The 25,971-nt window shown below is 46.1% G+C and carries 28 protein-coding genes; 9 read left to right on the forward strand and 19 right to left on the reverse strand.

What is annotated here, in order from left to right; genetic code table 11:
* Window positions 1-127 precede the first annotated feature (127 nt).
* The 4 genes from LRL21_RS11355 to LRL21_RS11370 all read left to right on the forward strand — a co-directional run bounded on the left by LRL21_RS11355 (window position 128) and on the right by LRL21_RS11370 (window position 4,752).
* The gene (locus tag LRL21_RS11355) at window positions 128-1,414 is read left to right on the forward strand and encodes an extracellular solute-binding protein (protein WP_240415891.1); all 1,287 of its coding nucleotides are present in this window, start codon (window positions 128-130) and stop codon (window positions 1,412-1,414) included.
* Between the two features lie 91 nt (window positions 1,415-1,505).
* The gene (locus LRL21_RS11360) at window positions 1,506-2,378 is read left to right on the forward strand and encodes a carbohydrate ABC transporter permease (RefSeq protein ID WP_240415892.1); all 873 of its coding nucleotides are present in this window, start codon (window positions 1,506-1,508) and stop codon (window positions 2,376-2,378) included.
* A 15-nt stretch (window positions 2,379-2,393) separates the two neighbouring features.
* Complete coding sequence (locus tag LRL21_RS11365; protein WP_240415893.1) at window positions 2,394-3,260, forward strand: carbohydrate ABC transporter permease; 867 nt, start codon at window positions 2,394-2,396, stop codon at window positions 3,258-3,260.
* A gap of 28 nt (window positions 3,261-3,288) precedes the next feature.
* Complete coding sequence (locus tag LRL21_RS11370) at window positions 3,289-4,752, forward strand: sulfatase (protein ID WP_240415894.1); 1,464 nt, start codon at window positions 3,289-3,291, stop codon at window positions 4,750-4,752.
* Window positions 4,753-4,790: 38 nt separating this feature from the next.
* On the opposite strand, the gene LRL21_RS11375 is transcribed toward LRL21_RS11370, so the two are convergent.
* On the reverse strand, window positions 4,791-6,686 hold the full coding sequence (locus LRL21_RS11375) for an ABC transporter substrate-binding protein (RefSeq protein ID WP_240415895.1): 1,896 nt from the start codon (window positions 6,684-6,686) through the stop codon (window positions 4,791-4,793).
* A 137-nt stretch (window positions 6,687-6,823) separates the two neighbouring features.
* Here LRL21_RS11375 and LRL21_RS11380 point away from each other — a divergent pair, with 137 nt between their 5' ends.
* Window positions 6,824-7,840 carry a DMT family transporter gene (locus LRL21_RS11380; protein ID WP_240415896.1) on the forward strand — a complete coding sequence of 339 codons (1,017 nt, stop codon included), beginning with the start codon at window positions 6,824-6,826 and terminating at the stop codon, window positions 7,838-7,840.
* A 214-nt stretch (window positions 7,841-8,054) separates the two neighbouring features.
* On the opposite strand, the gene LRL21_RS11385 is transcribed toward LRL21_RS11380, so the two are convergent.
* The 5 genes from LRL21_RS11385 to LRL21_RS11405 form a co-directional block, all read right to left on the reverse strand.
* Window positions 8,055-9,035: an aldo/keto reductase gene (locus LRL21_RS11385; protein WP_240415897.1), complete on the reverse strand. Its 981-nt coding sequence runs from the start codon at window positions 9,033-9,035 to the stop codon at window positions 8,055-8,057.
* A gap of 111 nt (window positions 9,036-9,146) precedes the next feature.
* Window positions 9,147-9,587 (reverse strand): NUDIX hydrolase, encoded by a 441-nt coding sequence (locus tag LRL21_RS11390; RefSeq protein WP_240415898.1) that lies wholly within the window; start codon window positions 9,585-9,587, stop codon window positions 9,147-9,149.
* Window positions 9,588-9,636: 49 nt separating this feature from the next.
* The gene (locus tag LRL21_RS11395) at window positions 9,637-9,789 is read right to left on the reverse strand and encodes a hypothetical protein (protein ID WP_240415899.1); all 153 of its coding nucleotides are present in this window, start codon (window positions 9,787-9,789) and stop codon (window positions 9,637-9,639) included.
* Window positions 9,790-10,019: 230 nt separating this feature from the next.
* Window positions 10,020-10,652, reverse strand: a complete 633-nt coding sequence (locus LRL21_RS11400; protein WP_240415900.1) for an HD domain-containing protein — start codon at window positions 10,650-10,652, stop codon at window positions 10,020-10,022.
* A 59-nt stretch (window positions 10,653-10,711) separates the two neighbouring features.
* The gene (locus LRL21_RS11405; protein ID WP_338044613.1) at window positions 10,712-11,194 is read right to left on the reverse strand and encodes an NUDIX domain-containing protein; all 483 of its coding nucleotides are present in this window, start codon (window positions 11,192-11,194) and stop codon (window positions 10,712-10,714) included.
* 301 nt (window positions 11,195-11,495) lie between these two features.
* Between LRL21_RS11405 and LRL21_RS11410 the strand changes: the two genes are divergently transcribed.
* A complete protein-coding gene (locus LRL21_RS11410; RefSeq protein ID WP_240415901.1) occupies window positions 11,496-11,981 on the forward strand; it encodes a hypothetical protein in 486 nt (161 codons plus the stop codon).
* Here the strand turns inward: LRL21_RS11410 and LRL21_RS11415 are convergent.
* Window positions 11,968-12,429 (reverse strand): VOC family protein, encoded by a 462-nt coding sequence (locus tag LRL21_RS11415; RefSeq protein ID WP_240415902.1) that lies wholly within the window; start codon window positions 12,427-12,429, stop codon window positions 11,968-11,970. The genes LRL21_RS11410 and LRL21_RS11415 overlap by 14 nt on opposite strands.
* 160 nt (window positions 12,430-12,589) lie before the next feature.
* Between LRL21_RS11415 and LRL21_RS11420 the strand changes: the two genes are divergently transcribed.
* Entirely contained in the window at window positions 12,590-13,024 is a 435-nt protein-coding gene (locus LRL21_RS11420; RefSeq protein ID WP_240415903.1) for an Lrp/AsnC family transcriptional regulator, read from the forward strand.
* A 95-nt stretch (window positions 13,025-13,119) separates the two neighbouring features.
* Here the strand turns inward: LRL21_RS11420 and LRL21_RS11425 are convergent, their stop codons facing one another.
* The 4 genes from LRL21_RS11425 to LRL21_RS11440 all read right to left on the reverse strand — a co-directional run bounded on the left by LRL21_RS11425 (window position 13,120) and on the right by LRL21_RS11440 (window position 15,861).
* Window positions 13,120-13,368 carry a DUF2164 domain-containing protein gene (locus LRL21_RS11425; RefSeq protein WP_338044614.1) on the reverse strand — a complete coding sequence of 83 codons (249 nt, stop codon included), beginning with the start codon at window positions 13,366-13,368 and terminating at the stop codon, window positions 13,120-13,122.
* A 243-nt stretch (window positions 13,369-13,611) separates the two neighbouring features.
* Entirely contained in the window at window positions 13,612-13,761 is a 150-nt protein-coding gene (locus LRL21_RS11430) for a hypothetical protein (RefSeq protein WP_420832437.1), read from the reverse strand.
* A gap of 15 nt (window positions 13,762-13,776) precedes the next feature.
* A complete protein-coding gene (locus LRL21_RS11435; protein WP_240415904.1) occupies window positions 13,777-15,006 on the reverse strand; it encodes an MFS transporter in 1,230 nt (409 codons plus the stop codon).
* Between the two features lie 252 nt (window positions 15,007-15,258).
* Window positions 15,259-15,861, reverse strand: coding sequence for a TetR/AcrR family transcriptional regulator (locus LRL21_RS11440; RefSeq protein ID WP_240415905.1), 603 nt, complete (start codon window positions 15,859-15,861; stop codon window positions 15,259-15,261).
* A gap of 252 nt (window positions 15,862-16,113) precedes the next feature.
* Here LRL21_RS11440 and LRL21_RS11445 point away from each other — a divergent pair, with 252 nt between their 5' ends.
* The gene (locus LRL21_RS11445) at window positions 16,114-16,539 is read left to right on the forward strand and encodes an exosporium protein C (protein WP_240415906.1); all 426 of its coding nucleotides are present in this window, start codon (window positions 16,114-16,116) and stop codon (window positions 16,537-16,539) included.
* A gap of 266 nt (window positions 16,540-16,805) precedes the next feature.
* Window positions 16,806-16,901 (forward strand): YjcZ family sporulation protein, encoded by a 96-nt coding sequence (locus LRL21_RS11450; protein WP_240415907.1) that lies wholly within the window; start codon window positions 16,806-16,808, stop codon window positions 16,899-16,901.
* A 71-nt stretch (window positions 16,902-16,972) separates the two neighbouring features.
* Here LRL21_RS11450 and LRL21_RS11455 read toward each other — a convergent pair whose 3' ends face one another.
* The 8 genes from LRL21_RS11455 to LRL21_RS11490 form a co-directional block, all read right to left on the reverse strand.
* On the reverse strand, window positions 16,973-18,109 hold the full coding sequence (locus LRL21_RS11455; RefSeq protein WP_240415908.1) for an IS4 family transposase: 1,137 nt from the start codon (window positions 18,107-18,109) through the stop codon (window positions 16,973-16,975).
* A gap of 427 nt (window positions 18,110-18,536) precedes the next feature.
* Window positions 18,537-19,385: an SDR family oxidoreductase gene (locus LRL21_RS11460; RefSeq protein WP_240415909.1), complete on the reverse strand. Its 849-nt coding sequence runs from the start codon at window positions 19,383-19,385 to the stop codon at window positions 18,537-18,539.
* Window positions 19,382-20,458, reverse strand: coding sequence for a mannonate dehydratase (gene uxuA, locus LRL21_RS11465; RefSeq protein WP_240415910.1), 1,077 nt, complete (start codon window positions 20,456-20,458; stop codon window positions 19,382-19,384). Before uxuA ends, LRL21_RS11460 begins: the two co-directional genes overlap by 4 nt.
* 148 nt (window positions 20,459-20,606) lie before the next feature.
* On the reverse strand, window positions 20,607-21,293 hold the full coding sequence (locus tag LRL21_RS11470; RefSeq protein WP_240415911.1) for a GntR family transcriptional regulator: 687 nt from the start codon (window positions 21,291-21,293) through the stop codon (window positions 20,607-20,609).
* 177 nt (window positions 21,294-21,470) lie between these two features.
* The gene (locus LRL21_RS11475; RefSeq protein ID WP_076235048.1) at window positions 21,471-22,319 is read right to left on the reverse strand and encodes a carbohydrate ABC transporter permease; all 849 of its coding nucleotides are present in this window, start codon (window positions 22,317-22,319) and stop codon (window positions 21,471-21,473) included.
* A gap of 18 nt (window positions 22,320-22,337) precedes the next feature.
* The gene (locus tag LRL21_RS11480; protein WP_240415912.1) at window positions 22,338-23,249 is read right to left on the reverse strand and encodes an ABC transporter permease; all 912 of its coding nucleotides are present in this window, start codon (window positions 23,247-23,249) and stop codon (window positions 22,338-22,340) included.
* A 46-nt stretch (window positions 23,250-23,295) separates the two neighbouring features.
* Window positions 23,296-24,381, reverse strand: coding sequence for a Gfo/Idh/MocA family protein (locus LRL21_RS11485; protein WP_240415913.1), 1,086 nt, complete (start codon window positions 24,379-24,381; stop codon window positions 23,296-23,298).
* A complete protein-coding gene (locus LRL21_RS11490; RefSeq protein ID WP_240415914.1) occupies window positions 24,382-25,962 on the reverse strand; it encodes a glycoside hydrolase family 43 protein in 1,581 nt (526 codons plus the stop codon). It lies immediately after the preceding gene.
* Window positions 25,963-25,971 lie beyond the last annotated feature (9 nt).

Raw genomic sequence — 25,971 nt, forward strand, 5'->3', positions numbered from 1 at the left:
ACTTCATAACCTTAGGCTAGTATAGACTAGGCGAATGGGGTCAGAAATGGACTATTTTATTCGTGTCGTGCTTTTACTATATTGAATTTGTGAACAAGGAATTACCATATGAAGGGGGAGAAGCATCTTGAAGCGTTTAGCAGCAATGATAACAAGTCTGCTTGTCGTGATCGCACTATTATTATCAGCATGTTCGGGAGCAGTTGAACAATCAGGAACGGATAAGCCAGGAGGAGAAGAGAAAGCCGTAACTTTGAAATACTGGTACCCTGCCAGTGATGAATTGGTTATAGCAGAGGTCAAATCCATTATCGTGAAATTCGAAGCAGCGAATCCCAAGATTAAAATCGAATTGACGACGATTCCTTTCAAAGATTATTTTCAAAAGCTATCTGTCGCTTATTCGGGTGGAATCGCTCCTGACGTGCACGGACTTGGCTTCGGGCAGCTGATCTCTACAGTGGAGCAGGACAAATATATGGACCTGAATAAATTTATTAAAGCGGAGCAATGGGCAGGCTCGGAGGATATGTTTCCAAGCATCCTGAAAGCAGGAGAATGGAAAGGCGGACAATACGGTATATTGATGCCGGAAATTCGCCCGTTAGTTTGGCGTAAGGATTTCTTCACGGAGTCAGGTCTTGACCCTAACAAACCGCCAGCTACAATTGATGAGATTTTTGAGTTTGCCGAAAAAGCCAAGGTGATGAAAGATGGCAAAACAACACGTGCCGGCATCGACCTCCAAACCAGTAACGGGGAACAATCCTATTTATCCCTTATGCTTTTACTTGGCCAGGATATTTATGATGACAAGAACAATCCAACATTCGATTCACCGGAATCCATTGCTCTTGTCGAAAAGATGGTGGCTCTTTATAAATCAGGAGCTATTATTCCAGCCAATCAACAAGCACTGGGCGGTACTCCGTTCCAGAATAGTCAGGCCGCTCTGGCATTTGCAAGCTCACCTTCCTTATCAACGCTTCAAAAAGCTGTAGGCGCTGATAAAATCGGCTGGGCGCTTCCACCCAAAGGCCCGACCGGCAAGCAAACGGCGTTAATGCTGGGAACGTTTCTGACCATGTCCAAGAGCAGCAAGCATCCCGAGGAAAGCTGGAAGTTTATTAAATTCTGGTTTGATAAGAAGAATATATATGACTTCACTCTTAAAACCGGTTTTGTTCCGCCGCTTAAATCATTGAAGGATGAATACGTGAAGGTAAGTCCGGAAAATGAAATTATTTTCAAAGTAATGAATGACACGAAGGGTTATGCCCCTTCCGCGGATTGGGCGATTCACACCAAATATTTGCGGATTGCGCTTGAGGAAAGTTTTAACGGCATTAGACCCGTAGCAGAAGCGTTAAAGGATAATGCCAAAAAGACCAGAGACGAGATCAAAAACAAGTAAAAGAACTCTCGCACTACACATGGTTTAATTACCGTCAGCCGCCCTCCGGGTGAATATCCGGAAGCGGTCGCCCGATGGAAAGGAGTTATACATGCAGACACGGTCCAGTCGCTATTTACCCTATTTGTTTATTTTCCCAAATGTGTTCATTTATTTTATATTCGTTCTGATTCCAGTCATCTGGGTGCTGTATTTAAGCTTTACGAATTATACGCTTATGAATCCCGGAGAATGGATTGGACTTAAAAATTACAGCCTTATTATACAAGATTCCATATTTTTGCGGGCTATACGCAACACGCTCTTTTTCTGGATCTGCACGGTCATCCCGACTATGGCGCTTGGCATGTTTATCGCTCAATTTTTGAATTTAAAAATCAGGTTCATCGCGGCTTTCAGAGCTTCCATTTACTTGCCTGGGGTAATTTCCTCCGTAGCCGTCGCCATGACTTGGTTGTGGCTTCTTGATCCAATGAAAGGACCTGTCAATGTTTTTCTGACGAGCATCGGTATGACAGGTGAAAATTGGCTTCAAGATCCGAAGACGGCTTTAGGCTCGATCATTATTATCGGTATATGGACAGGCATCGGTTATGCGATGATTATTTATTTGGCAGGACTTCAGGGGATACCTGAACATTTATATGAAGCTGCCAAAATGGATGGCGCGAACACCGTGCAGCAGTTTATAGCAATTACACTACCTTTGCTTCGTCCTATTACCTTTTTTCTATTCATTACATCAACGATTCGGTCCTTTCAAATATTTGATCTTGTCTATATCCTGACCAGCGGGGGACCAGCGAATTCTACAACAACGCTCGTTAATGAGATTGTAAAAATGAGCTTTTCGGAATATCGCATGGGGTATGCATCCACAATGGCAATGGTTTTACTCATCATTACCTTGATTGTTACTTTGATTAACTACACATTTGGTTCCAGAGATAACGATATTGACTAAAAAGGGGACAGCTGCATGAAAAGCGGGGTACTTCCAAAGCTATCCGTATATTTCGTGCTCATATTATTTTCACTGCTTATGATTATTCCCTTCCTGGTTATGCTCTTTACTTCCTTTAAGGGAGATAATGAGTTTAGTCTTGGAGCGAATACCCTTCTCCCGATGGAATGGCACCCTGAAAATTTTGTGCGTGCGATGGCGAAGACAAGTTGGGCCACCTATTTTAAAAATTCAATGATAGTTACACTTGTTGCCGTTGGAGGAAGCATGTTTTTTAATTCACTGGCTGGTTACACATTTGCCCGTCTGCATTTTAAAGGTAGAGATTTCATTTTTATTATGCTGCTTATCGGTTTGATGGTCCCGCCTCAGGTGACGATTATTCCACAATTTCTGATTATGAAATCGATGCCTTTATTTGGCGGCAATGACTTATTCGGCAGCGGTGGGAATGGTTGGATTAACTCTTACTTTGCTCTCATCATACCGGAGCTGTCGGGCTCCTTTGGGATTTTTCTGGCTCGTCAGTTTTATATGCAATTTCCGCGGGCGTTGGATGATGCGGCATATATCGATGGGGCCGGCTTTTTACGCAGCTTTCTATCGATCTATTTACCACAAAGCGGGCCGCTCATCGCTACCTTGGGTATATTCAAAACTGTTTCCGTATGGAACGACTTTTTTCATCCATTAATTTATTCTACAAGTGAAAGTATGCGAACCGTACAATTGGGTCTGCAGGTATTCAATGGAGAGCACACGATTCAATATAATTTGCTTATGGCTGCAACCGTCGTTGTTTCCTTGCCTTTAGTCGTGATGTTCTTTATTTTCCAAAAGCAGTTTATTAAAAGTTTAATTTCCAGCAGTGTTAAGGGATGAAGTTATAGGATTGAGAGGAGATCGATATATGAAAGCGATCATGGTTATGTTTGACAGCTTAAACCGGCATATGCTTCCGGCGTATGGTTGCGATTGGATTCATGCCCCCAATTTCAAAAGATTGGCACAGCAAACGGCTGTTTTTGACAACGCTTATGTCGGGAGTATGCCCTGCATGCCTGCAAGAAGAGAGCTCCAGACAGGGCGTTATAATTTCCTTCATCGTAGTTGGGGACCTCTGGAGCCTTATGACGATTCAGTGGCAGAGCTTCTTTGCAATAATGGCGTATATACCCATCTGGTTACTGATCATCAGCATTATTGGGAGGATGGCGGTTGCACCTATCATAACCGCTATCATTCTTACGAGCTTATCCGTGGCCAGGAGGGTGATCCATGGAAGGGTCAGGTTAAGGACCCCGAGCATCCCGACATGCTGGGTGGACATCGGGCTGGCAAGCTGATCCGTCAGGACTGGGTCAATCGCCAATACATCCGGGAAGAAGCCGAATATCCACAAGCCAAAACATTCGCAGCCGGTATGGAATTTATTCGTACCAACGCAGACCAGAACAACTGGTTTTTACAATTGGAGACCTTTGATCCCCACGAGCCCTTTCGTGCACCCGAGAATTATAGAGCGTTGTATCCGCATGATTATGAAGGCAAGCATTTTGACTGGCCACCGTATAGTCGTGTGACTCAAACCCCGGAGGAAGTTGCACATCTTCGTTATGAATATGCGGCTCTGCTCAGCATGTGTGATGCTTATCTTGGGAAGGTATTAGATATGATGGACGAGTTAAATTTGTGGGAGGATACGCTGCTTATCGTCAATACGGACCACGGATTTTTACTTGGAGAGCATGATTGGTGGGCAAAGATGGTGCAGCCTTTTTATAATGAAGTGTCCCGTATGCCGCTATTTATTTGGGATCCGCGCAGCCGGATGCAGGGAGTCCGCAGAAGCAGCTTGGTACAAACCATTGATCTTGCACCCACCCTGCTTGAATTTTTCGGTGCTGCTATTCCGGAAGGGATGCAGGGCAAGCCGCTCAAAGAGACAATTGCTTCCGATCAGTCTGTACGGGAGGCAGCTTTATTCGGTATACACGGGGGGCACGTAAATTGCACGGATGGGCGATATGTCTATATGCGGGCACCGGCAACAGCGACCAATGAGCCGCTATACAACTATACGGTGATGCCAACCCATATGCGGACTATGTTCAGCTTGGAGGAACTCAGAGCAGCTACGCTGGCTGAACCCTTTGCCTTTACCAAGGGAGTCAAACCTCTGAAAACACAGGCAAATTCGCAGGTGCACTATCATTCATTTGGTACACTATTATTTGATCAGCGCTATGATCCACAGCAAAACCAACCATTGGAGGATGCAGCGGTTGAACAGCTTATGATCGATCATATGATAAGGATGATGAAAGACAACGATGCACCCATTGAGCAGTTTCAGCGTCTTGGTTTGGTGTAATGCTTATGGTCAAATAATAATATGCTACGCTGTAAAAGCTATTCAGGCCGCAGTGACAGCTCACGAAAATCAACCCAGCCATAGGGGTTGATTTTTTCTGTTCCGAGCAGGTTCGGATGGTAAAAGGCAGCATGCCGCAAATGATATAGGAAATGCAGCGCATCATGACGCAGCAGCAAAGCTTCCACTTCCTGCAAAAGTACGGATCGGGCTGCGGAATCCTTTTCATTGGCGATGGCCGCATAACTTTGATTAAGCTCGATGGACAATTCCGGGTCAACAAAGCGATGGACCCCATAGTTTCCATGGAGCAGTACATGCAGCAGCGACCACTCCCGATTATTCGTTGTAATAGCGTTAAGCAGCACAATATCCGCGTCATCTACCGCTCCAGGTCGATTGAATTGTTCATAGGGCAGTATGTGAATGTGTATAAGGATACCTGTGGATGCACACCGCTGCTGAATCCACTGAGCCGTCTGCTCAAGCGAATTGTTCAAGATGGAGTGCGTGTACAGCTGAAGCGGATTTTGATAACCATTGGTTTGTAAAGAAACCATCGCATCTGCTATAGCAGCTGTAGCCACCTCCTGCTCTGTCTCTGCGACCTCGGTCTCATTCTCTCCCTTGCTCTCTACCCCTTTCTGAGCCGCTATAGCTGCACTCCAATCCGGAAAAAAGCTGTAAGCGGCTCCGATCCGATTACCTGCAAGCTCCGCCACACACTGTTCGGGCTGCAGAAGCTTACGCAGCCTGTGCCGTACAGCAGGGTCCTGTAAAGGTCCTTGCTTGCGGCCGTTCATGATCATGAACGTGCAGCCTCCCTCCGTCTGCTCCATAATCGTGCTCCCCGTTGGAGCATGCGCATGAATTTGAAACGGATGCGTGTAGAGAATAGGTTGTCCGCCTAAACCACCATCGGACATTTTTTGTGTGAGCAGCTCCTTCAATATCCAAATTTCCACCTTATCCAGCTGTGCCCTCTCCCGATAGTAGTCCGCAAATGCCTCCAGAACCACCATCTCCGCGTCATTACGTAACAGCTTAAACGGCCCAGTTCCTATAGGTAGACGCTCATGATTTTCGTTTGTCTGACATGGAATAATGGATGCCTTGGGTGCAGCCAGATAATGCAGCAGCAAGGAGCTTGGTGCAGCCAGTTGAATACGCAGCGCATACCGATGTGTGGCTTCTATCTTGCGAATATGAAGCACCTTCCATTCACAGCACAATCTATCCCTGTCCTGATTGGTGCAACCCGAATCCAACTGGCTAAGGCGCATGAGCGTATGATGGACATCTGCCGCCGTCAGCTCTTTTTTATTATGAAAAAGGACACCTTTACGCAAGTAAAACATCCATACGGTCCCATCGCTATTCTGCTCCCAGTGCACAGCAAGCCGTGGTACAAAAACTGCATTCGAACAATCCCATTCAACAAGTGTGTCAAAAAGCTGGCCCATCATATGCATCTCCGTCCTGAGATTGGCGTTGATCGGATCCAGCAGAGGCATTTCCCGGTAAAAAGGAAGCCGCAGGACATCGATATGCCCCTTCTTATATGGTGTGGATTGGATGCCAAATAGCTTATAGATCGATTCTGTTATTTGTTGTTGAAGAGGTGAGCTCGGATCATACCTGCGCATAAGCTCCATTGCTTGCGAATACTGACCTTTGTCTATTTTGGTCTGGGCCCATAAGCGTATTACGTTTTCCGCTTGCATGTTAAATGTAATTAGGGAACGATTCCCTCTACCACGCCCAGGCTGCCATTCGATCCACCCCAGCTCCTGGCATTGCTTCACAATCAGCTTTACGTTGCGCGGTGTGCAGCACAACACTTCTGCAAGCTGCTCCAGTGTAACCTCTACAGGCTGTTTTTCTGCATAGCCCACATATTCCCTTAGCTTCAAGTAGTGATAAGCAATTTGCATACAAATCTCCTTAAACAGAATGATAATTTAAAAAGGGGAAAATTAATTAAAGAAATTCTACTCTTTTTATCCCCTTTTCACAAGTCTACTATGGAGATACCAATCAGCCTTAATAAAGAAGGGAAGTAACACCTACTATGGATGCAGAAAAGAAAATTAAGGATAATCGCTTAATAACGGTATGGCAGCGTCCGAACGGGGGGCTTTCGATGCTTCGTGCACTTTCTGTTGCAGCGGCCGTCTTCGTAACGCTACTGTGGTCCTCCTCTTACATTTTGAATCAATATGCGTTTGCTGAGCGAGTAGGTCCCTTCACCCTTGCCGGAATGCGCTACAGCGCAGCGACGTTGACCTTATGGGTGGTGCTGCGGCTTCGTGATCGTAAGCATACTCAGGGAAATGGAGTACATGAGGATCAAAGCGTTAAAACAGAAGTTTCACAGGGGAAAGGGAAGCTGACCTGGAAAGACTATTTGTTTCTCGGAATTACCGGATTTATTCTAGCTCAAGGACTTCAGTATGCAGGCCAATTTTATTTGACCCCTATGCAATCCAACCTGTTCCTATCGGTGGGAAATATGCTGTTCCTGCTCGTTATTGACGCGCTTTGGCTGCGTGAGTTAAAGGGCCGCGCCACCTTCCTGGCTGTTCTCGCAGCTATGGCCGGCATCGTCCTTTACTATTATCCGTGGCATTTTGCCCACAGCAGTCTGATCGGCATCAGCTTGATCCTGCTATCCTGTGTTGGCAATGCCGTGCACTTGACCTATTCCCGTTATTTGCTTACCCATAAACAAACAGCCCCTTCGGCACTCGTTCTTACACCAATGCTGATCGGGGCTGCAGGTATGCTGTTAACTGGATTTATACTAGAGGGTATTCCACCTTACTCTTTAAAGCTGATCCTCATTCTGTTATGGCTTGGACCCATCAACGGAGCGTTGGCCTTTACACTTTGGGCTTGGTCGCAAAAGCAGCTGCGCGCCTATGAAAGCAGCCTCATTAATAATTTGATGCTGCTGGAAGTTGCCCTGATGGATATCTTGCTTCTCGGACGCAGTATGACCTATTTACAAGCAGGCTCGTTGTGTATCGCCGGAACGGCCATTGTTGCTGTGCAGCTTGCTACGTTGTTGAAAAAGCATAAACAATGATCAATTAGAAGTCCGGTGAATAAGTCTCGCTGCGCGGCCAAATATCCTTCCGATCGCTGTTGTTTCCGTATTTTTTTAATTTTGTAAGAGATTTAGCGGTAAAAGCACGGAAACAAAGGCGAACGCTGACGCTTCTCCAGGACCATTTGGCCGCTCCGCTCATTATTCACCGGACTCCAGGCATCAGAAAAGTCTACTATTGTCATTTTACCCTTTAGGCTTGCGGCAGTCGAAAATGTGCGAACGGCTTGCCATAACGCGAATATTCACTGACCTGATCAAGCTCCTGCAGTTGATCGGCATTCAGCTCAATCGATAAGCTTTTGTAATTTTCCTCAAGCTGCGCAGCACCTGAAGCTCCAACAATAACGGTCGATACGACAGGGTTGTGCATCAGCCAGGATAGTGACAGATTGCCGGGAGTGCAGTCCCACTTGGCAGCCAATTCACTGACGCTTTGACTCAGCTGTAATCTTTCATCCGTCAAAAACTTGCCAAAGTTAGGATCTTTATCGGCCCGCGATCCTTCAGGTGCTGCACCTACGGATGTGTATTTCCCTGTCAGAATGCCACCTGCCAGCGGGAAATATGGAATGATGCCCACACTTTGATCCAGAGAAATGGGAACAAGCTCCTGTTCAGGGGTCCGATCAGCCAGCGAATAACAGATTTGATGAGAAACAAAACGGTTCCAGCCCTGACGCTCGCTGATCCCCAGTGCTTTCATCAGCTCCCATGCAGCGTAGTTGGACGCACCAATATAGCGCACCTTGCCTGAGCTAACCATGTCTTCCAGCGTTCTGAGCGTTTCTTCGAGCGGAGTCTCCGGATCAAATGTATGTATTTGGTATAAGTCCACATAATCCGTTTTTAGCCGGCGCAGACTACCTTCGAGCTCCTGCTGAAGATGAAATCGCGAAGATCCCCGTTCGTTAGGGCCACTGCCGCGGACTAATCCTGCCTTCGTCGCTAATACAACCTCATGTCGCTTGCCTTCCAAAGCCAGCCCGATAATACGCTCCGACTCGGATTTGGTATATATATTAGCGGTATCGATGAAATTGATGCCTTTATCTATCGCCTGCCCAATAATCCGGATCGACTCCTCCTGGTCGGCCCTCCCTCCTAATGCATTGGTACCCAATCCCAGTAATGAGACCTTTAATCCACTATTGCCCAGTTTACGATATTTCATCTGATATCCTCCTAGAGTTTCGATTTGGATATTTTCCATAAGTAACATTATACATCAAAGGATTGTTTGGCGTTAACCATGCCGCAAGGTAGTGATGCTATTTACCACTGCTTATTCCCTGATTTGTCCAGCCAGGATTCCTGCTCTTCTTATGACAGCAATCCGTTCTTCACGTCCTTCAACCTTCTGAATGATTTCAATTGCGGTATCAAAATTCGTTATGACATATCCTGTTTTTTCGTACACTTGGGACATTTCAATAAATCTCTTCACTTTAGTTAAATAATAAATGCGGTATGAGTCAAATTCCTTCCAATACCAACATGCAAAAGGGATTCTTTCATCCATTAATTCAATTCCGGCTTCCTCTAACGCTTCTCTATCCATGCCTTCGATTAATGATTCATTTTTTTCTAATCTTCCGCCTATGGTAGTTAATACCTGTTCATCCGTATCCCAAACCATGACTACATTTCCGTTATCCAGGACGGGTATGCAATGAACACCGCTCACAGGCTTATCCGTCGGTACTTCAGTAATAAATGTTAACATCTCTACGATACCTCCAATAGGATGGTATATAATGGTTAAGGCGGGGTGCCTAGCCTTGTGTGTTCTTGAGAGCAATCACAGCCTGGAGGTGAGTCATGATACAATTATTATTTTGGCCAATAATGATTTGCTCGGTGATCACATCTTTGCTTGGAGTCATATTCAACCGTTCCGGCTTATTGTTCATTTCCGCTTGTTTCATACTGCCTCTATCACTTTATCTTTCTGCAACACCAAGATTTTCAATTTGGGGACTTGTGTTCCCATTGTTGTATATGGGCTCAGCAGTTTCGATCAATAAAAGGGCAAGATTGTTATCCGTAATTCTGCTTTTCCCAGTTTATTTCCTTATTGCTTGGCTCGGTTACGTAGTAATTAATCAATAAAATACGATAGACTCGTAATACAGATAATAACTATTCATTCGAATCGCTACTGTGAATGGTTAATGTTCTCTATATGCTTCATTTCCTCATATGCTTCTTTCAACCAGGGATGTACAACTTTAAGCGTTTCCTTACGTTCCCATAAGAATTGGATATAGGAAAAAGCCCCATGGGCTAATGAAATTTTCAAGCTCCTCTGAAGCTCTTGAATATAGGGTGGCTCACCCGGTTGATCCCAAGCCACCTTATCCGCTACGAATAATACTTGATCAAGTAGGGTGGATCGAGCTCTCAAGGTAGTATGACAACCCACTGCATCCAATATTTCTGTATCTGTGATTTTGAAAATATCTGTTGCCATAGCTTTAGAGAGCTTCTGATGAATAATCATTGGAAACAATTCTTCTTCAGGCAAAACTTCAATCTGCAGCTCTCTTGAAACAGCGATTCGCTGATGATTTGGAAACACAGCACTAATATCGTGTAACCAACCGGATATTTCGGCCGCATCGGGATTGGCATCAAATAATAAGGCTATCCTTCTTGCTTCTGCACCCACATCCATGCAATGCTCTGCGGTCTTGCTGCAGTTGTTAGCCGATAGAAACAAGTGGATATCGTGCTTTAAGTCACCCGTAAATTGAATGTTTTGTGTAACCTCTTTAAATATGAAATGCATTGAGGCACCACCTTTTTCCTTATAATTTGTATAGACAGCAAACGGGTTAGATGTTTCAACTATTTTGCATAACACTGCAATTGGTGATCCTCTATCAATTCGATATGTCTTTTATCCCTTGCATATTGGGTAATATGGCTCGCTATATTGGGATACAGAACTACGGCTTCCAAATCTTCTAAGGGCACCCATTTGACACCGACCTGGTGGGGATCTGGATGCTCCGGCAGCTGAGGGACAGATCCTTCTTGAAGACTACAGTCAAAAATAATATTGAGTCCTGGAATACTGGATTCATATTGACCGGATTGCTTGTGTGGGGAATATTCATATAGGAATGCGACGGGTCCAACATGAATTGCAGCATCTGCCTCCTCAAGTAACTCTCTTCTTAACGTATCGATGATCGTTTCCCCGGACTCCACCCCACCACCTGGCAAATTGTAATGGAATTGATCATTTTCGCAATACTCAATCAGCAGCACTTTTCCTTCATTAAGTATCAGCGCAGTGGGCCTTACTCTTATCGGATATGTCATCATATACCTCCCAGTCATCCATGATTTGATGTAAGTAATATTATAGCTTTAAATTGGTATTTATGGTAAAAATAAACGAAATTTGAACGATAACAAGAACCCTGTAACCACAAAATTATATAAAAAAAGACCGGAATGCTAAAAGTAACGTCCCAGTCTTTCCGTATGTTTTATTTATGATGTGTATTGCCGCATTAACCAGCCGTGGTAAACCCACTCAATCTTGCAGAAGGTCAACCGCACTCAAGCATCTCATGATATGAGCGCACTCAACAGAGGATAATCAGCAAGGAAAATGACATATATGATACACTTGCATGAGCAGGAACACCCCGTAGCTACGATTGTTGGGCAGGAGGACAATATGCATCCCATAACCGTCATCGAAATAACCGCATCCGTTATTTTTGTAGTCTTACTTTTTATGATTGCTATGCTTATTCCCAGAAAGGCAAGAAAAATCAGTTTATTCCTTGTTTTATCTGTAACGTTGGTATTGATTTCATGGTTTGCCGTTCGTCCCTATTGGATAGATTACCAGGTTTCCATAAAAACAGAGCAGCTCAACCTGTATTTGAAACAGAAATATCCAAACCAGGAGTGGAAGATTGATCGAAAAGTAGGAAGACAATATAATCCATATTCGCTGGATGTGACGTTTGTGAATGAAAAGGGTTGGACTTACTCTTATCTGGTGAGGGACAACCAAACAATTTCGCAAAATGGTTACAGTGTGTCCGATGGTACAAGCCCTGAGGATGGACAACACCACGAGCCTACGGGACAGTAACCGGTCTTAGATCAAAATCAACCTCCTCAATAAATTCAATAACCTCACCATTCGGACTGTAAATTACTGCGTTTTTGACAACAAGTGGGGGTTCGCCAAGAGACAGCTGGCCCGGTTCTATATATGTGCTGGCCCCATGAGCCAAGGCTTTATGATACATATCGTCTACATGATCAACATAAAAGGCCAAGTGTAATAACGCTCCGTGAGCTATTTCCGCTTCGGACGTTGCTTTTTTTCCTTGTGCCGGAATGACCGCTTCGTTATCAAAGATTTCAATACACGTTCTTTGGTCAGGTGAAACCAGCATCGAAGCTTCGTTGATCTGGAAAGACGGCAGACTCCAATGATGACCTACTTTAAATCCTAAAACTTCCGTATAAAATAAAATGGTTGCTTGATAATCTTTGGCTTGTATCGCCACATGCGCGATTCCCTTTACGCTCATCACTAATCTCTCCTCGATTTATAAGTTGTTTTTATTATAGTCATATTTTTCTGTAGAAACTATACTAAAAGCGAGGGTTTTATATTAGAATGGTTATTAAATATAAGCTAATTCCACTTAAATACCTTACTTTATAAAATTGATTTGGAGGCCGCCAAATATGGAACATCTGATCGATGACATTGATAAAAAGATTATGCAATTATTGCAGCATCATGCGCGAATGTCCATTTCCCAAATCAGTAAAGAAATCTCCATGTCTCAACCTTCCGTTAAAGAAAGAATCTCGAAGCTCGAAGAGAAAAAGATCATTTCCGAGTATGGTACTGTGTTTAATTTGCGGGAGCTGAATCGAGGTACGACCACTTTTATTCTAATCAAGACAGAACGCTGCCAAGAGCTAGTGGATTTTTGTAAAGAGGCCAGGGAAGTAACGGATTTATTTCGCATCAGCGGGGAGTTCAATTATCTTATCCAGGTACAAACAGCATCGATTGAGGAGCTTGCCGAATTCCAAGACTCACTTGTAGAGCTCGGACCTTCCAAATCTCATATTAGTATGAAAAACATATTTGAAAACAGAATTTTACTCTAAATCAGCCCCCGCACAGATTCTTGGTCAAACCATCACTGAATTCAAGAAAAAAAGGACTGCCTTCTTCGGCAATCCTGGCTGTACCTTGTATGGAATTATCTCTTTCGGTTATGGAGCGGCTGTTCAAGCGTATACAATTCATCTTCGATTTGAGCGGCTTTTTCATTTATCAAGGCTCTGGCATCAGCAATTCCCTTGTTATACAAATACGGCCCAAGCTCCTTAATCATAAAATCAATTAATTGCTCTGCACCCAAATCTCCTATCGTTTCCGATCTTTCTTCATTAAAATAGGCCTGAACATTTTTAATGATTTCTTCTTTTTGTTCTTTAGGCAGCTTCATGGGCATGATCATAGGTAACAGCATCTCCTTGAGATTGATTATTAACTTACAGGATATTAATCTGTTACTGCTGTAACACTTGTTCAATCGCTCTTGCTTTGTTGTACCTTTTCTCTCTATATTATACGCATTCGGTATCTCGCTGCCCAATGATAGAACTGAAGATCGTCTGAAACCTGAGCGTAAACTACAATCTTTCCACGGTCCAGAAATAAACACATCCCCATATATTCCACTTCATTGTCAGGGAACCTGCTCCCGCAGGGGCTTGGCTGGTTTCATCGGAATCTGGGCTCTGGCTTCATCCAGTAATTGATAAGGCTTTTCGTCCATACAAATGACGGGACAGTCGACATCGTAGGGTAATTGATACACATCCAGTACATCCTCCATGGACGGTTGGCTCAGTTATAGGGTTTGGACGGCGTTTTCCCGTCCGGCTTCAGGCTGCCTGCGCGGAGCGATTTTAAGTCCAAGGCAAAACCAAGCCGCGGCAAAAACGATAGCGGACGCTATGCCGAACGTGACGATGAGCGTCGTCGATTTCAGCACGAAGCCGGACAGCGCCGATCCTGCGAGTATACCGCCGATCATCAGGGGGGCTATCGCGCCGTTTGCGCGCCCGACATATGTCTCATCAACCAGTTTGATCAGCAGCATGCTGAGCACGATCTGCATGAACGCCATCATGATACCGACGAGAAAACGCATTGCAGCGGTCAAGGCGACCCAGACGGAAAGCGCTTCGACGAGCATCGATACCGCTAAGAAGACGATGCCTGCGAACAGTATCAATTTCGTGTTAAGCCACTCGGCCGTTGCCGCCGCGGTCAGCCCGCCGATCAGCATCCCTGTGCCGGACATCGCGTAAAACCATTGCAGAGCTTCCTTGTCGAGATGCAGCCGCTCGGTCACAATGTAGACGTCCAGCGGCTGGATGAGTCCGGCGCCGAGTCCGATCAGCGAAAACGCTCCGGCGATTAGCAGCAGGTTGCGGCTTGCGCGCACATACCGGAAGCCTTCCTTCATCTCCTGCCAAATCCGGCTGTTTGCGGCACGCTCCGGTTTTGACATTTTGGGCAGCCGCATCTGAACGAGCGCCGATGCGCCAAAGAGTGCGAACAGGCAGAGCAGCGAATACGTGATGCCGAGCCACGAATAGATGAACGTTCCGATCATCGGCCCGACGATCATGAACAGGGACATCATGCTTTGGTTAAGTCCTATGGCTGACGATACTTGCGATTCAGGAACGTATTTTTTGAAAATGATGACGGAAGCTGGCTGTGAAACTTGGCTGACGACGGCGGAAACAAGCGTAGCCGCAAAGACGGCCTTCCAGTAGCCTCCTGCGATCAACAGCATGATGACGGCAATCGAAGCGGCGCTCAGCATGTCGCTGATCATGAGCACCTTCTTCGGATTCCAGCGGTCCGCGAGCGTTCCGCCCAGGAAGGCGAATAGAAAAATCGGCGCCTGCTCGATAACCGTCAGCATGGACACAGCGACAGGATCGCTGTTTGTTTGCTCCATGACGTAAAATAACAGCACAATATTTCGGACCCATATCGCGATTTGCTGCAGCAGATCGGCTGCGATGACGACACGGAACACACGGTTTTGAAACAATTCTTTCATAACGGCCTCCTGTTGGGCAAAGTTTAGCGGTTTTCCGAGACAATAAACTGAACGTCCGGTCAGTTTATATGACTGAAAATTCGCCCGCTGTCGATCGCGGACGAAAGGCTGCCAGCGATCGACAGCGGGCGAAAGACGGCGTGGCGGCATTGACTGGCATCGGGAGTTAGCGACGGATGCAGCAAAGCATCGGTTAGCGTGTGACGTCAGGAGTTGGCGGTGTTGAGTGCCGGTTCAGAGCTTATCGTTCTGTTAAGCGAGTGGCTTCGGCAGGCGTATGCCGTCCAGGAATACGTCAATGGCTTTTTTGTACATCGGACCTAGTTTCTCGTATGGGAGATCGTAGAAGGCGACGCTGAGTCCGCTCATCAAAGCGAACAAGATGTACATCAAATCCTTAGTGTCGTCCTCGTGAAATTCTCCGTTTCGCATCCCTTCGTCAAGAAGCTTAATAAAGGCGGGATAGTGCGATTTCGTGAAAATCAGCAGCTGCTCCATGATCGCCGGATCGGCAGAACGGCTACCGGCAAACTCTTCCGCCGCTTTTAGCAGCGGATTTTGAAAATCCTCGACGTAATGCTGTGCGAGCCGATATAGTTTATCGGTCGATGTCGTCAGCGAAAGCTCGAGTTCTTTCCAAGTATCCAGCCATTCTTGCATGTTGGCCTCAATCAAGTGGAGAAACAATGTTTCCTTGCTTTTAAAATGATAGTAGATGCTTCCTTTGCTCATGCCCGTCGCCGTGCGGATATCCTCTATGGACGTGGCTGCGTATCCTTTCTGGCAAAACAGTTCCTTCGCCTTGGTCGCAATCAGGCGTTTGGATTGTTCAGCCTCTTCTTTGCGGCGTGCCATGGTTGCACCTCCTTGATGATAAACTGAACGTACGGTCAGTTAAATTATAAACGACTCCATACAAAAATACAACGGCCGATCGGCTGGTCCTTTTCAAGGAGAGCAAGGGGCGGAGCATCAAGCAGGAAGGGGTGAAGAATTCGTCTGATGTTACCCTTCGTGGTATGCGCCAGTATATCAGGTTACATTCGTCCAAACATTCTCTTTTTGTCCAACATATCTTGGATATATCAAACAAGAGGAGTTGATATTTTGGTACGTGTTCTCGATAAAGCTGCTGTCCAGCCGCGCCGTAGATTCAATTTAGCAAACTCATTTATTATCCGACGTTCACCAGCAAGATCTCGTCTTGCAACAATCACTATACGTATTCCAATGAATTCTCAACCTAATCGGGTAGATTTGGTAGCAACCGCGGGTGTTCGAGGTGTCACTGGCATTGCGCAAATTCTCTTTAGAATTTTCCGCGATGGAAAAGAGATTTTCAACACACAACAAGGTATCGAATCCATTGGTTCTGAACAAAATTATGCTGTTACGTTCCAAGCGGAAGATAGAAACGTAAGAGCGGGTACCCATGTTTATACAGTCACAGCAGAAAACCGTACTGCAAATACAAGAGCCGATGTTGTTGGGCCTATATCGTTTAGTGGGTTAGCCGTTAAAACGAGAACTTAATACCATTTATTCGCAATTTTCAAGTAAAGGTTAAAGGGTTTTTCAATCCTTTTATAACTACTCTTGAAAGGCCTTAGAATACATTCTACCTTTTCGTCAAAGTGAATCTAATCTCTGATACCACAGTTCTCCGAAATTGTGGACATCATGATGGAGCTTAATCGTTTGCGCTCGTACACTAACAGATATATACATGTCCAATCAAAGGTTATATAAGTGTCATATGATAATAAGGCAGATAAACTATTAAAAAGGAGTGTTTGAATATGGGAGAGGTTGTGGGACATCGTCATACAAATGCAGCAACTATTTTGGTTCTCTTTATCCTCTTGGTTATCGTTACGATGACGTTTTGTTGGTAAAATTATAATCCTTTTATATATATCAGTGTGCCAGAGGCACACTGATATATATATATGATCAGACCTGTTGATTAACCAGATTTTGTAACTCTAACCTCAACAGAGACATACGTTTGAATGAAGCGCTGAATACAAACGATCCATTCAACGGGTAACTTACCAAGAACGAAAAAGCGTGAAAACTGAACAAACGAGAGCCTTGCATGCCGAGGCATTCCCGTGGAAACGGCGTCAAATAACCAGGTAAGCAAAACATAGACCATTAAAGCAGAAAATAACTGGCCATATACGGCGTTTTCGGTGGTGCCGAATAGTGTAGCCAGGTTTAAATGCTGCTTGATCCAGCGGAAAAAGACTTCGATCTGCCAGCGAGCTTTGTACATCTGCGCGATCTGCTCCGCAGTCACTTGCATCAAATCGGTCACTACCCGGATTTCACGGCCCTCGAAATCTCGAAAGATCACGACGCGATGGCGCTTTTCCGAACGACATTGAGGGGTTCCGAGCTGACAGGTGATGTCGCGAATGACCGGAGAATCCGTGGGGCTTTGGCGACGCAATGCTTTTGGTTTTTCCAGATGGATATTGTCGCGTAGGCGAATGACGAAGGATTGTCCTTCTATTTTATAGCGATCCAGACGCTCCAGCTTGCCATATGCCCGGTCCATCACCAGGATAAAAGAGGACGGAGTCAGGCTTTCGCTTACGGGTCCGTCGTGTCGGGAGCCGACGGTTTCCACGACTTGCAGTGGTTGCTGCGTTTCGGCCTGAAGGGCCACATGCAATTTGATACCTGCTCGTTCACCATGATAAGGAGCCCAGGGTAAACGGGTTTTACCTACCGTCACCGTGGTGGAGTCGATGAGCAGCAGTTCCTTCGGGAAAGCCAGTTTTCGCCGAATTTCCCGGTTGCACTTACGGATAAGTAAATGAAGGAGTTCCTTAAATACGGCAAACGGTACTTCGGACGCTTTACTTGAAAACCGGGAATAATGAACTTCTGGTAAGCCACTGAGGGATGCACGATCGGCACCAGCGCGATAACTCGGCCATTCTTCGTAAGCCGCCGTGCACCAATACTGTAACAACGGGTGTACCGTAAATTTACGGGCTTTATCCTCGTACCCCACCTCTTTGACGACGGATTCGACCTCTTCTTGGCTCAAAATGGATTGAAGAATAGACAGGATCGTGGTAGACTTTTTCATGGAGTCGCCACCTTTCGGGAGTTTGTAGGGGTACAAACATTTTACCGATTTGGCGGCTCTTTTTCTACCATTTTGTGGTTATTCAACAGGTCTGATAGGTGATTTAAAATTTCTGGGGAACTTTGTGTTAATCTTGTCTTGAAGAATATCAATTTCCAAAGATATGATTAAACTAATCCAAAACGCTCCGGATAGGAATTCACTCAGACTATTCTATGGTGAAACTATAGCAACAAAGCCTATTTTGTCATAGTAAACAATGTCATTCGATAACCTATTATACAACCGGATACTCGCCAAATTGTATACATCTGAGTTACTTTTTTCCGGTAAATCCAAGGCTAAAACAAAAAAAACCATCCGAATCAATCGGATGGCCCTTCTTATACTCTATACATATCCGCAGCGCTCTTCTCTAAGCCCTTTGCTATACACCCGAATAAGCCATAAATCCGCCATCCACCGGCACCGTAATACCAGTCACAAAGCCGGATAGATTCGAATCGGCCAGCCACAGCAGCGTTCCCAGCAGATCGTCGGGAGTACCGAATCTTCTCATTGGCGTATGCGTGATGATTTTGTGCGATCTTTCGGTTAACGAGCCGTCTTCGTTGGTCAGCAGCTTCTTATTTTGCTCTGTCAGGAAAAAGCCCGGTGCAATTGCATTTACCCGAATACCGGAATCCGCCATGTGCACAGCGAGCCATTGGGTAAAGTTTTCGATAGCAGCCTTCGCCGCGCTGTAGACCGGAACCTTCGTCATCGGACTGGGCGCGCTCATCGAGGACATGTTAATCACAACCGCACCCGGACGATTGATCATACCCTTGGAAAATACTTGTGTCGGCAGGATCGTTCCCAGGAAGTTCAAATTGAATACATATTCAATCCCCTCCTGGCTTAAATCAAAAAACGTCTTCAGCTCTTTGTTATCCAAATCCTCAAGCTTCAGCGTTTCATTCGTTGTGATGCCCTTCGGATGGTTGCCTCCTGCGCCATTAATCAGAATATCGCAAATGCCGAGCTGTTCGGTAACCTGCTTCTCTGCAGCTTTTACGCTTTCGATATCGACCACATTACAAGCTACAGCAATCGCCACACCGCCAGCCTCACGTATCTCAGCCGCGACGAGCTCGCCTTTCTCCGCTGTCCGATTGAGGATTGCCACCTTGACGCCTTGACGTCCAAGCTCTCTCGCCATTGCCGAGCACAGCACGCCGCTGCCTCCGGTAATAACCGCTACTTTTCCTTGTAAATTCTCATTAATACTGATCATACCCTCGTCCCCCGTTTCGTTCTCTCCAATGAATCCCATATCCCCCATAAATACATAATGCCAAGCGCACGATCATATAAGCCGTACCCCGCCCTGCATTTCTCATCCCAAATATGACGGCCGTGATCCGGTCGTGCGTAGCCTGTGAAGCCTTTCTCATGGTACGCCTTCACAATATCGCAAATATCTACGCTTCCGTCGGAGGCTCTATGCGAGGTTTCGATGAAATCCCCATTCTCGTAAAGCCGCACATTGCGAATATGGGCAAAAGGGATCCGGTCTGCGAATTCCCTGACCATCTCGGCTACATTATGATTCGGATTCACACCGAGTGAACCGCTGCACAGTGTCACGCCGTTATACGGATTATCGACCAGCTTCAGCAGCTTGCGGATGCTGTCCGGACCCGTCATAATTCTCGGCAAGCCGAAAATCGACCAAGGCGGATCATCCGGATGAATCGCCATTTTGATATCGTTGGCCTCCGCTACCGGAATAATCTGCTCCAGAAAATATTGAAGATTATTCCACAGGTCATCTTCGGTTACGTTCTTGTACGACTCGAATACCGAGGATAAGTGAAGCAGTCTGGCAGGCTCCCAGCCCGGCATCGTAAAGTCTGGATTCTCATTAATTTTTCGCACCAAATCCATGGGGTCCATCGCGTCAACCATCGCTTTTTCATAAAATAGCGCGGTTGAGCCATCCTCCAGCTCCTTGAACAAATCGGTGCGAATCCAGTCGAACACAGGCATAAAGTTATAGCAGATCACCTTCGCGCCTACCTTGGCCAGCTTCTCAATCGTCCGTTTGTAATTTTCGATGTAACGATCGCGCGTCGGCAGGCCCAGCTTGATATCCTCATGGACATTGACGCTTTCAACGACCTCCAGATGGAAGCCGTAAGAATCAGCCAGTTTTTTGTAGGCAAGGATGTCCTCCATGGGCCATTCTTCGCCTGCGGGCAGATGATGAAGCGCCCAGACAATGCCTTCAACTCCGGGAATTTGTTTGATTTGCGGCAGGGTTACGGTATCGTTGCCTTCTCCATACCATCTAAATACCATTCTCATCCTGATTCCTCCAACAACAACTAATTATACTGATATGACTAGTATACCAGATTATTCATATTTCTGAATACGTTTTCTAAAAAATAAATAGTCCGGTGGTTAAAAACGAAGTAAACCTTATTCACCGGACGTTGACAGCTTCGTGTGACTATTTAAAATATCCTGGATATTTGAGTTTTAATTCCTCTTTTTCAATAACGACCAGCTCCAGATGATCCCGTAACACCTGTTCGGCAGCATCGGGATTCTTATCCTTGATAGCTTGAACAATCCCATGATGCTGGGAAAGAATGATTTTCCAGTCATGATTCGTAGCCAATCGCAAAAAACGGATTCGGTTATAATGTGTCGTCACCTGCTGAATAAGACCCCAGGTGCGCGTACGTCCGCAGCCTACAATAATGGACCGATGGAACTCCTCGTCCAACTCGAACAATCGTTCATAATTTTCTTCGGATTCGCACAGCTCCTGCAGCGCAATCAGGTTCTGAAGGTGCAGCACCTGCTCGCTGCTCAGCTTCACACACGCCTCACGTACAATCGCGGACTCCATTGTTTCTCTTAGGAATCGGGCTTCTTCAGCATGCTGCATATCGATCAGCGAAATCACGGATCCTTTTTGCGGAGTAGTTTCAATCAGCTCATCCTGCGACAATTTAACAAGCGCCTCGCGAATGGGCGTCCTGCTGACCTGAAGCATTTCCACCAGCTCTTTTTCCGAGATTGAACGTCCGGGCTCCAGCTTTAATTCCATAATATTTTTTTTCAGGTTTTCGTATACATGATCCCGAATGAGTCCCTTTTTATCTTTTAAAGTTGTTAGCTGCGTAGACATTAAAAAACCTCCCAGGCTCATTCGAGCTCATGCTGTATGATAGACGAGGACAAAAAACGACATCTGACAGTTGCTGCACACATTGCGATTTTCTGCTCACTATTTATCACTATTATATACGAAGACCTGTCAACGACATAGCATAATTGTCAGCGTCCTCCGGGATGTCGTTTTTGTTTAACCTTTGACAGAGCCCATTAAGGCTCCCTTGGCAAAATGCTTTTGCAGGAATGGATATACAATCATAATAGGAATCGTGGATACGACGATAACCGCCATTTTGACGGATTCGCCATAGAAGGCCACCGATTCGCCGCCATCACCCAAGCCGCCGGACGCCAGCACTACGATCTGTCTAAGCAGTACCTGAACCGGCCATTTATCCGGAGTATTGATGAACATAATCGCGTTGAAATATTGATTCCATATGCCAACTGCATAAAATAAACCAAAAGCAGCGAGCGACGGAAGCGAAAGCGGTAAAACAATTCTTATTAACACGACAATCTCATGGGCACCGTCCATCTTGGCGGATTCGATCAGCTCGGTTGGCACGCTGGAAAAGAAGTCGCGCAAAATGATCAAATAAAAAGCACTGACCAAGCCGGGAATCATAAGCGCCCACAGCGAATCAATCATGTTCAGCTCTTTGACCACGAAATAAGTAGGGATAAGCCCGCCTTGAAAAAGCATCGTGAATAACACGAGCAGCATGATTTTGCTGCGGCCGGGAAGCTGCTTATAAGATAAGGAATAAGCCATCAATGCAGTCGTAAGCAAGCTTAAAGCCGTTCCCAGCAAAGTAATGTAAATCGAAACGCCCAAGCTTCTGACAAACGTTTTCGTTGAGAAGATGTAGCGGTACGCGTCCAGATTATAATCACTTGGCCAGCCCGAGGTATCTGCAGAGAAGGAAGTGATAATGACGTATACGAATGGTAAAAAAGTAAGCAAGCCGATCAAACCAAGCAGGACGTAGTTGCACATTTCGAATATTTTTTCACCAAAAGTCTGATTGTGATGCATGGTGCTCTCCACCTTTGCTTAATATATTCCCTCTTCGCCAAACCATTTGGCAATCTTGTTTGCCATGAGCACCAGGACGAGTCCCACCACCGACTTGAACAGCCCGACCGCCGCGCTATAACTAAATTGGCCTTGCTGTAAACCGACGCGGTACACATAAGTATCAAACACTTCGCCGACTTCACGGTTAACGGAATTGACCATCAGGAAGATCTGCTCAAATCCCAGATCAAGAAAGCTTCCGAGTCTCAGGATGAAGAGAATCACAATAACGCTCCGAATCGCGGGCAGCGTCACATGCCAAAGCTGCTGAAACCGATTAGCACCATCCATACGGGCCGCCTCATACAATTGCAGGTTCACTCCCGCAAGAGCTGCCAGGAATATGATGGTGCCCCAGCCTGCGTCTTTCCAAATCATCTGCATCACAATCAAAGGCCGGAACCAATATTCGCTCGTTAAAAATTCAGCAGGCTTGTACCCAAGCGCTATTAATATTTGGTTAATGATACCGCCCTCAGTAGTCAGAAGCACGTAAGAGATACCGGCAATAACGACCCACGACAGGAAATGTGGAATGTAAACAAGGGTTTGCACGAATCGCTTGAACATCTCTCTGCGAACCTCGTTCAGCAGCAAAGCCAGGACAATCGTTATCGGGAAAAAGATCAATAGGCTGTACAGCCCGATAACGATGGTGTTTCGGAAAAGCATCCAAAATTCCGGCATCCCGAAAAATCGTCTGAAATGCGCCAGCCCGACCCATTCGCTTTGCATCAACCCCGCGAACGGCTGGTAATTCTTGAATGCCATGATCACGCCCCACAAAGGGACATATTTAAATAAAAAGAAATAAATAACGCCCGGAACCATAAACAAATATAACCAGCGGTATTTCCACATTTCTCTCATGGCCAGTTGTACCTGCATTGTGTTCTTCACCTCATCCTGTTTGAATTCTGCAGCTGTCCTTTAGTTACTCTTCAGCCCATGGTTGACGAACCGATACTACGGTTTCACCGGACACGATCGCCTGCTCAATCAGCATCCCGATATAGTGGTCCTGGGATGCCTCCGGCAAACCATAGAATCCGGGGCCGCCTGCGGCGTAACCAGCCATTTTGTTCAGGCAGGCAGCAATGGCGATCTCATCGTCATACAGCCTTGCCGGCATAAAAGGATTTTCGTATACCCAACGTTCTCCCGCCATAATTCCTTTCAGGAAATAACCCTCAGCGTTCTCATATTCGCCTTTATTGACGCGCTTTAATTCCGATTGAATCTGTGTGCAGGCTGGGTCCTGTATGCTGATCCGGTTATCGAATATTTCCCCGCGCTCTCCCCTTATACTCATATGATTGGAGCGTGTCCATGAACGATGCTGATCCTTGGTGAAGTCATAAATACCGAGGTTGCCGCCAAAATCGAGCCAAGCCAAATCCCTCTCCGACTTGACTAACTTATCTTCTGTCGGAGGACCGCTGCGGTTAGGCCCGGCAATCCAATTGGATTCGAATCGCATGGCCTTAATTTTGACTTGCTCATACTGGACCCCAAGCATTTTTCGAATTAAGCTGACAGCATGATAAAATTGAGAAATCGATACAGTCACCTGATTAACGCTGCCTAATTGTCCTGACTGAATAATAGCTGACCGCGCTTCTTGTACAGGGTGAAACTGGTACTGCTCGGCCACTTGAATCCGCGCTCCTTGGCGGACAAGCTTATCATACACCTGTAATAAACCTTCGAGGTTAGGAGCTGGAGGTGTTTCCGCAAGAACAGGAATTCCCCGTTCGGCCAGCTGCACCATATAATCAAAAGCAGCAGACGAGCTGACGGATAATACGACAAAATCCGGCTGTTCACTTGCCAGCAGCTGCTCCAGATTCCGATAGGTCGCTACATGCCATTGTTCCTCCATGGCCCGACCCTTGGATTCGTCCCGGACCACCATGCCACTGATGCGAAACTGCTCCGGCAGTGCTTGCGCTATTCTCAGAAAATATTGTGCGCGAAACCCGCTGCCGCCGATGATGCTAAAGGTTGCTGGTTTTGCCATCTATTCCACCGCCTTTTCTATATAAGAAAATGAATCGAAGTCAGCATGTTTTCGAGTGCCGCTTAAATCCTGAGCGCACATTCCGATAAAGGTGCCGGTAAAACGAATATAATCAGGATAATCATCTGATAAATGACAAATATCGACAACCGGACCGATGGCCGCCCATTCGCCACCTTCGGCTGCGTAATAGAACTGCAGCGCTTCACGATCGATACTGGCTTTTAGCTTACAGCGGGTGATGTCCTGCAGTGGGATGTCCGTATCCAACAGCTCATCATATACGCCACCCACCGATTGAATAATTCCGATGCATTTGCCATGTACCTCGTGGTGTGTGATACGCAAATACATGTAATCCTCCGTATCGTAGTAAACAATCAACCCCGCCAGCTGCTGAAAATTGTCAGGCTCAAATTCCACAACGGTTTCAGCTTCGCAATAAAACGCCTGCTGCCTGCGGGCTACAAGACTTTGCCTGTGAAGCGAGCTCATCGATTCCATACCCTTCAGTCGCAGAAAACCAGGTCGTTCTGTCAAAGAAAGCCAATCCGGCCCAGGCGCAATGCGCAGCGTATTCCATACGACGCCGAGACTCGCATCATCAAAGTGATCCACTGCCGGTTCCGCTTCAAAAACAAACGGTTCGATCCTCGGCGCCTTAACACTCGATTTGGGCCAATTGCCCTCTTCGACTCTAAGCCAATGATCCTCTGTCCAATAGCAGCGCTGTAAAGCCGTCTCTCTACCCAAATTGCAGTATTTGTCCTTAACCGGTCTGGCACATAGATGGGCTAAATACCATTCTCCGGTATGTGTTTCCACCAATGAGCCATGTCCCGCTTTTTGCAGCGCCAGCTCGGGTTTACCGGCAGATGTGAGGATGGGATTGGCAGGGTCCACCTCGTAGGGACCTTCAATGGACCTGGCTCTCGCCATCGTCACCGCATGGTTATATTGCGTACCGCCTTCAGCGGTCATTAAATAATAAAACCCGTTTCTTTTGTACAAATGCGGCCCTTCGGTGAGCTTTAGCTCCGTCCCTTTAAAAATATTAATGACCGGACCGATCAGCCTGCGTTCCTCTACCGAATATTCCTGCAGCGCAGTGCCCGCGAATTTATTGTTTCCTTTGCGATGGTCCCACAGCATATTGACCAACCACTTCCGACCATCATCATCGTGAAACAGCGAAGGATCGAATCCACTGCTGTTCAGAAAAATAGGCTCCGACCAGGGACCCATCATATCAGGGGCCGTAACCATATAATTATGGGTATCCTTAAATGCCCCTTTTCTACTCTTCACATCGGTATATATCAAATAAAACAGACCGTCATCATAAGTTAAGCAGGGAGCCCATACGCCCCCGGAGTTCAGTTCACCCTCCATGTTCAGCTGCGAAATACGGTTCAAGGGCCGCGTTAAGAGGCGCCAATGCACCAAATCCTTGGAATGATGAATCTGAACACCGGGAAACCATTCAAATGTCGATGTTGCAATGTAATAATCTTCTCCAACCCGAAGAATCGATGGATCTGGGTTAAATCCGGTCAGAATCGGGTTCGTAATCGTCTGCATGGCAGGTAA

The sequence above is a fragment of the Paenibacillus periandrae genome (genome assembly GCF_022458865.1).
GTDB classification, from domain to species: Bacteria; Bacillota; Bacilli; order Paenibacillales; family NBRC-103111; genus Paenibacillus_S; species Paenibacillus_S periandrae.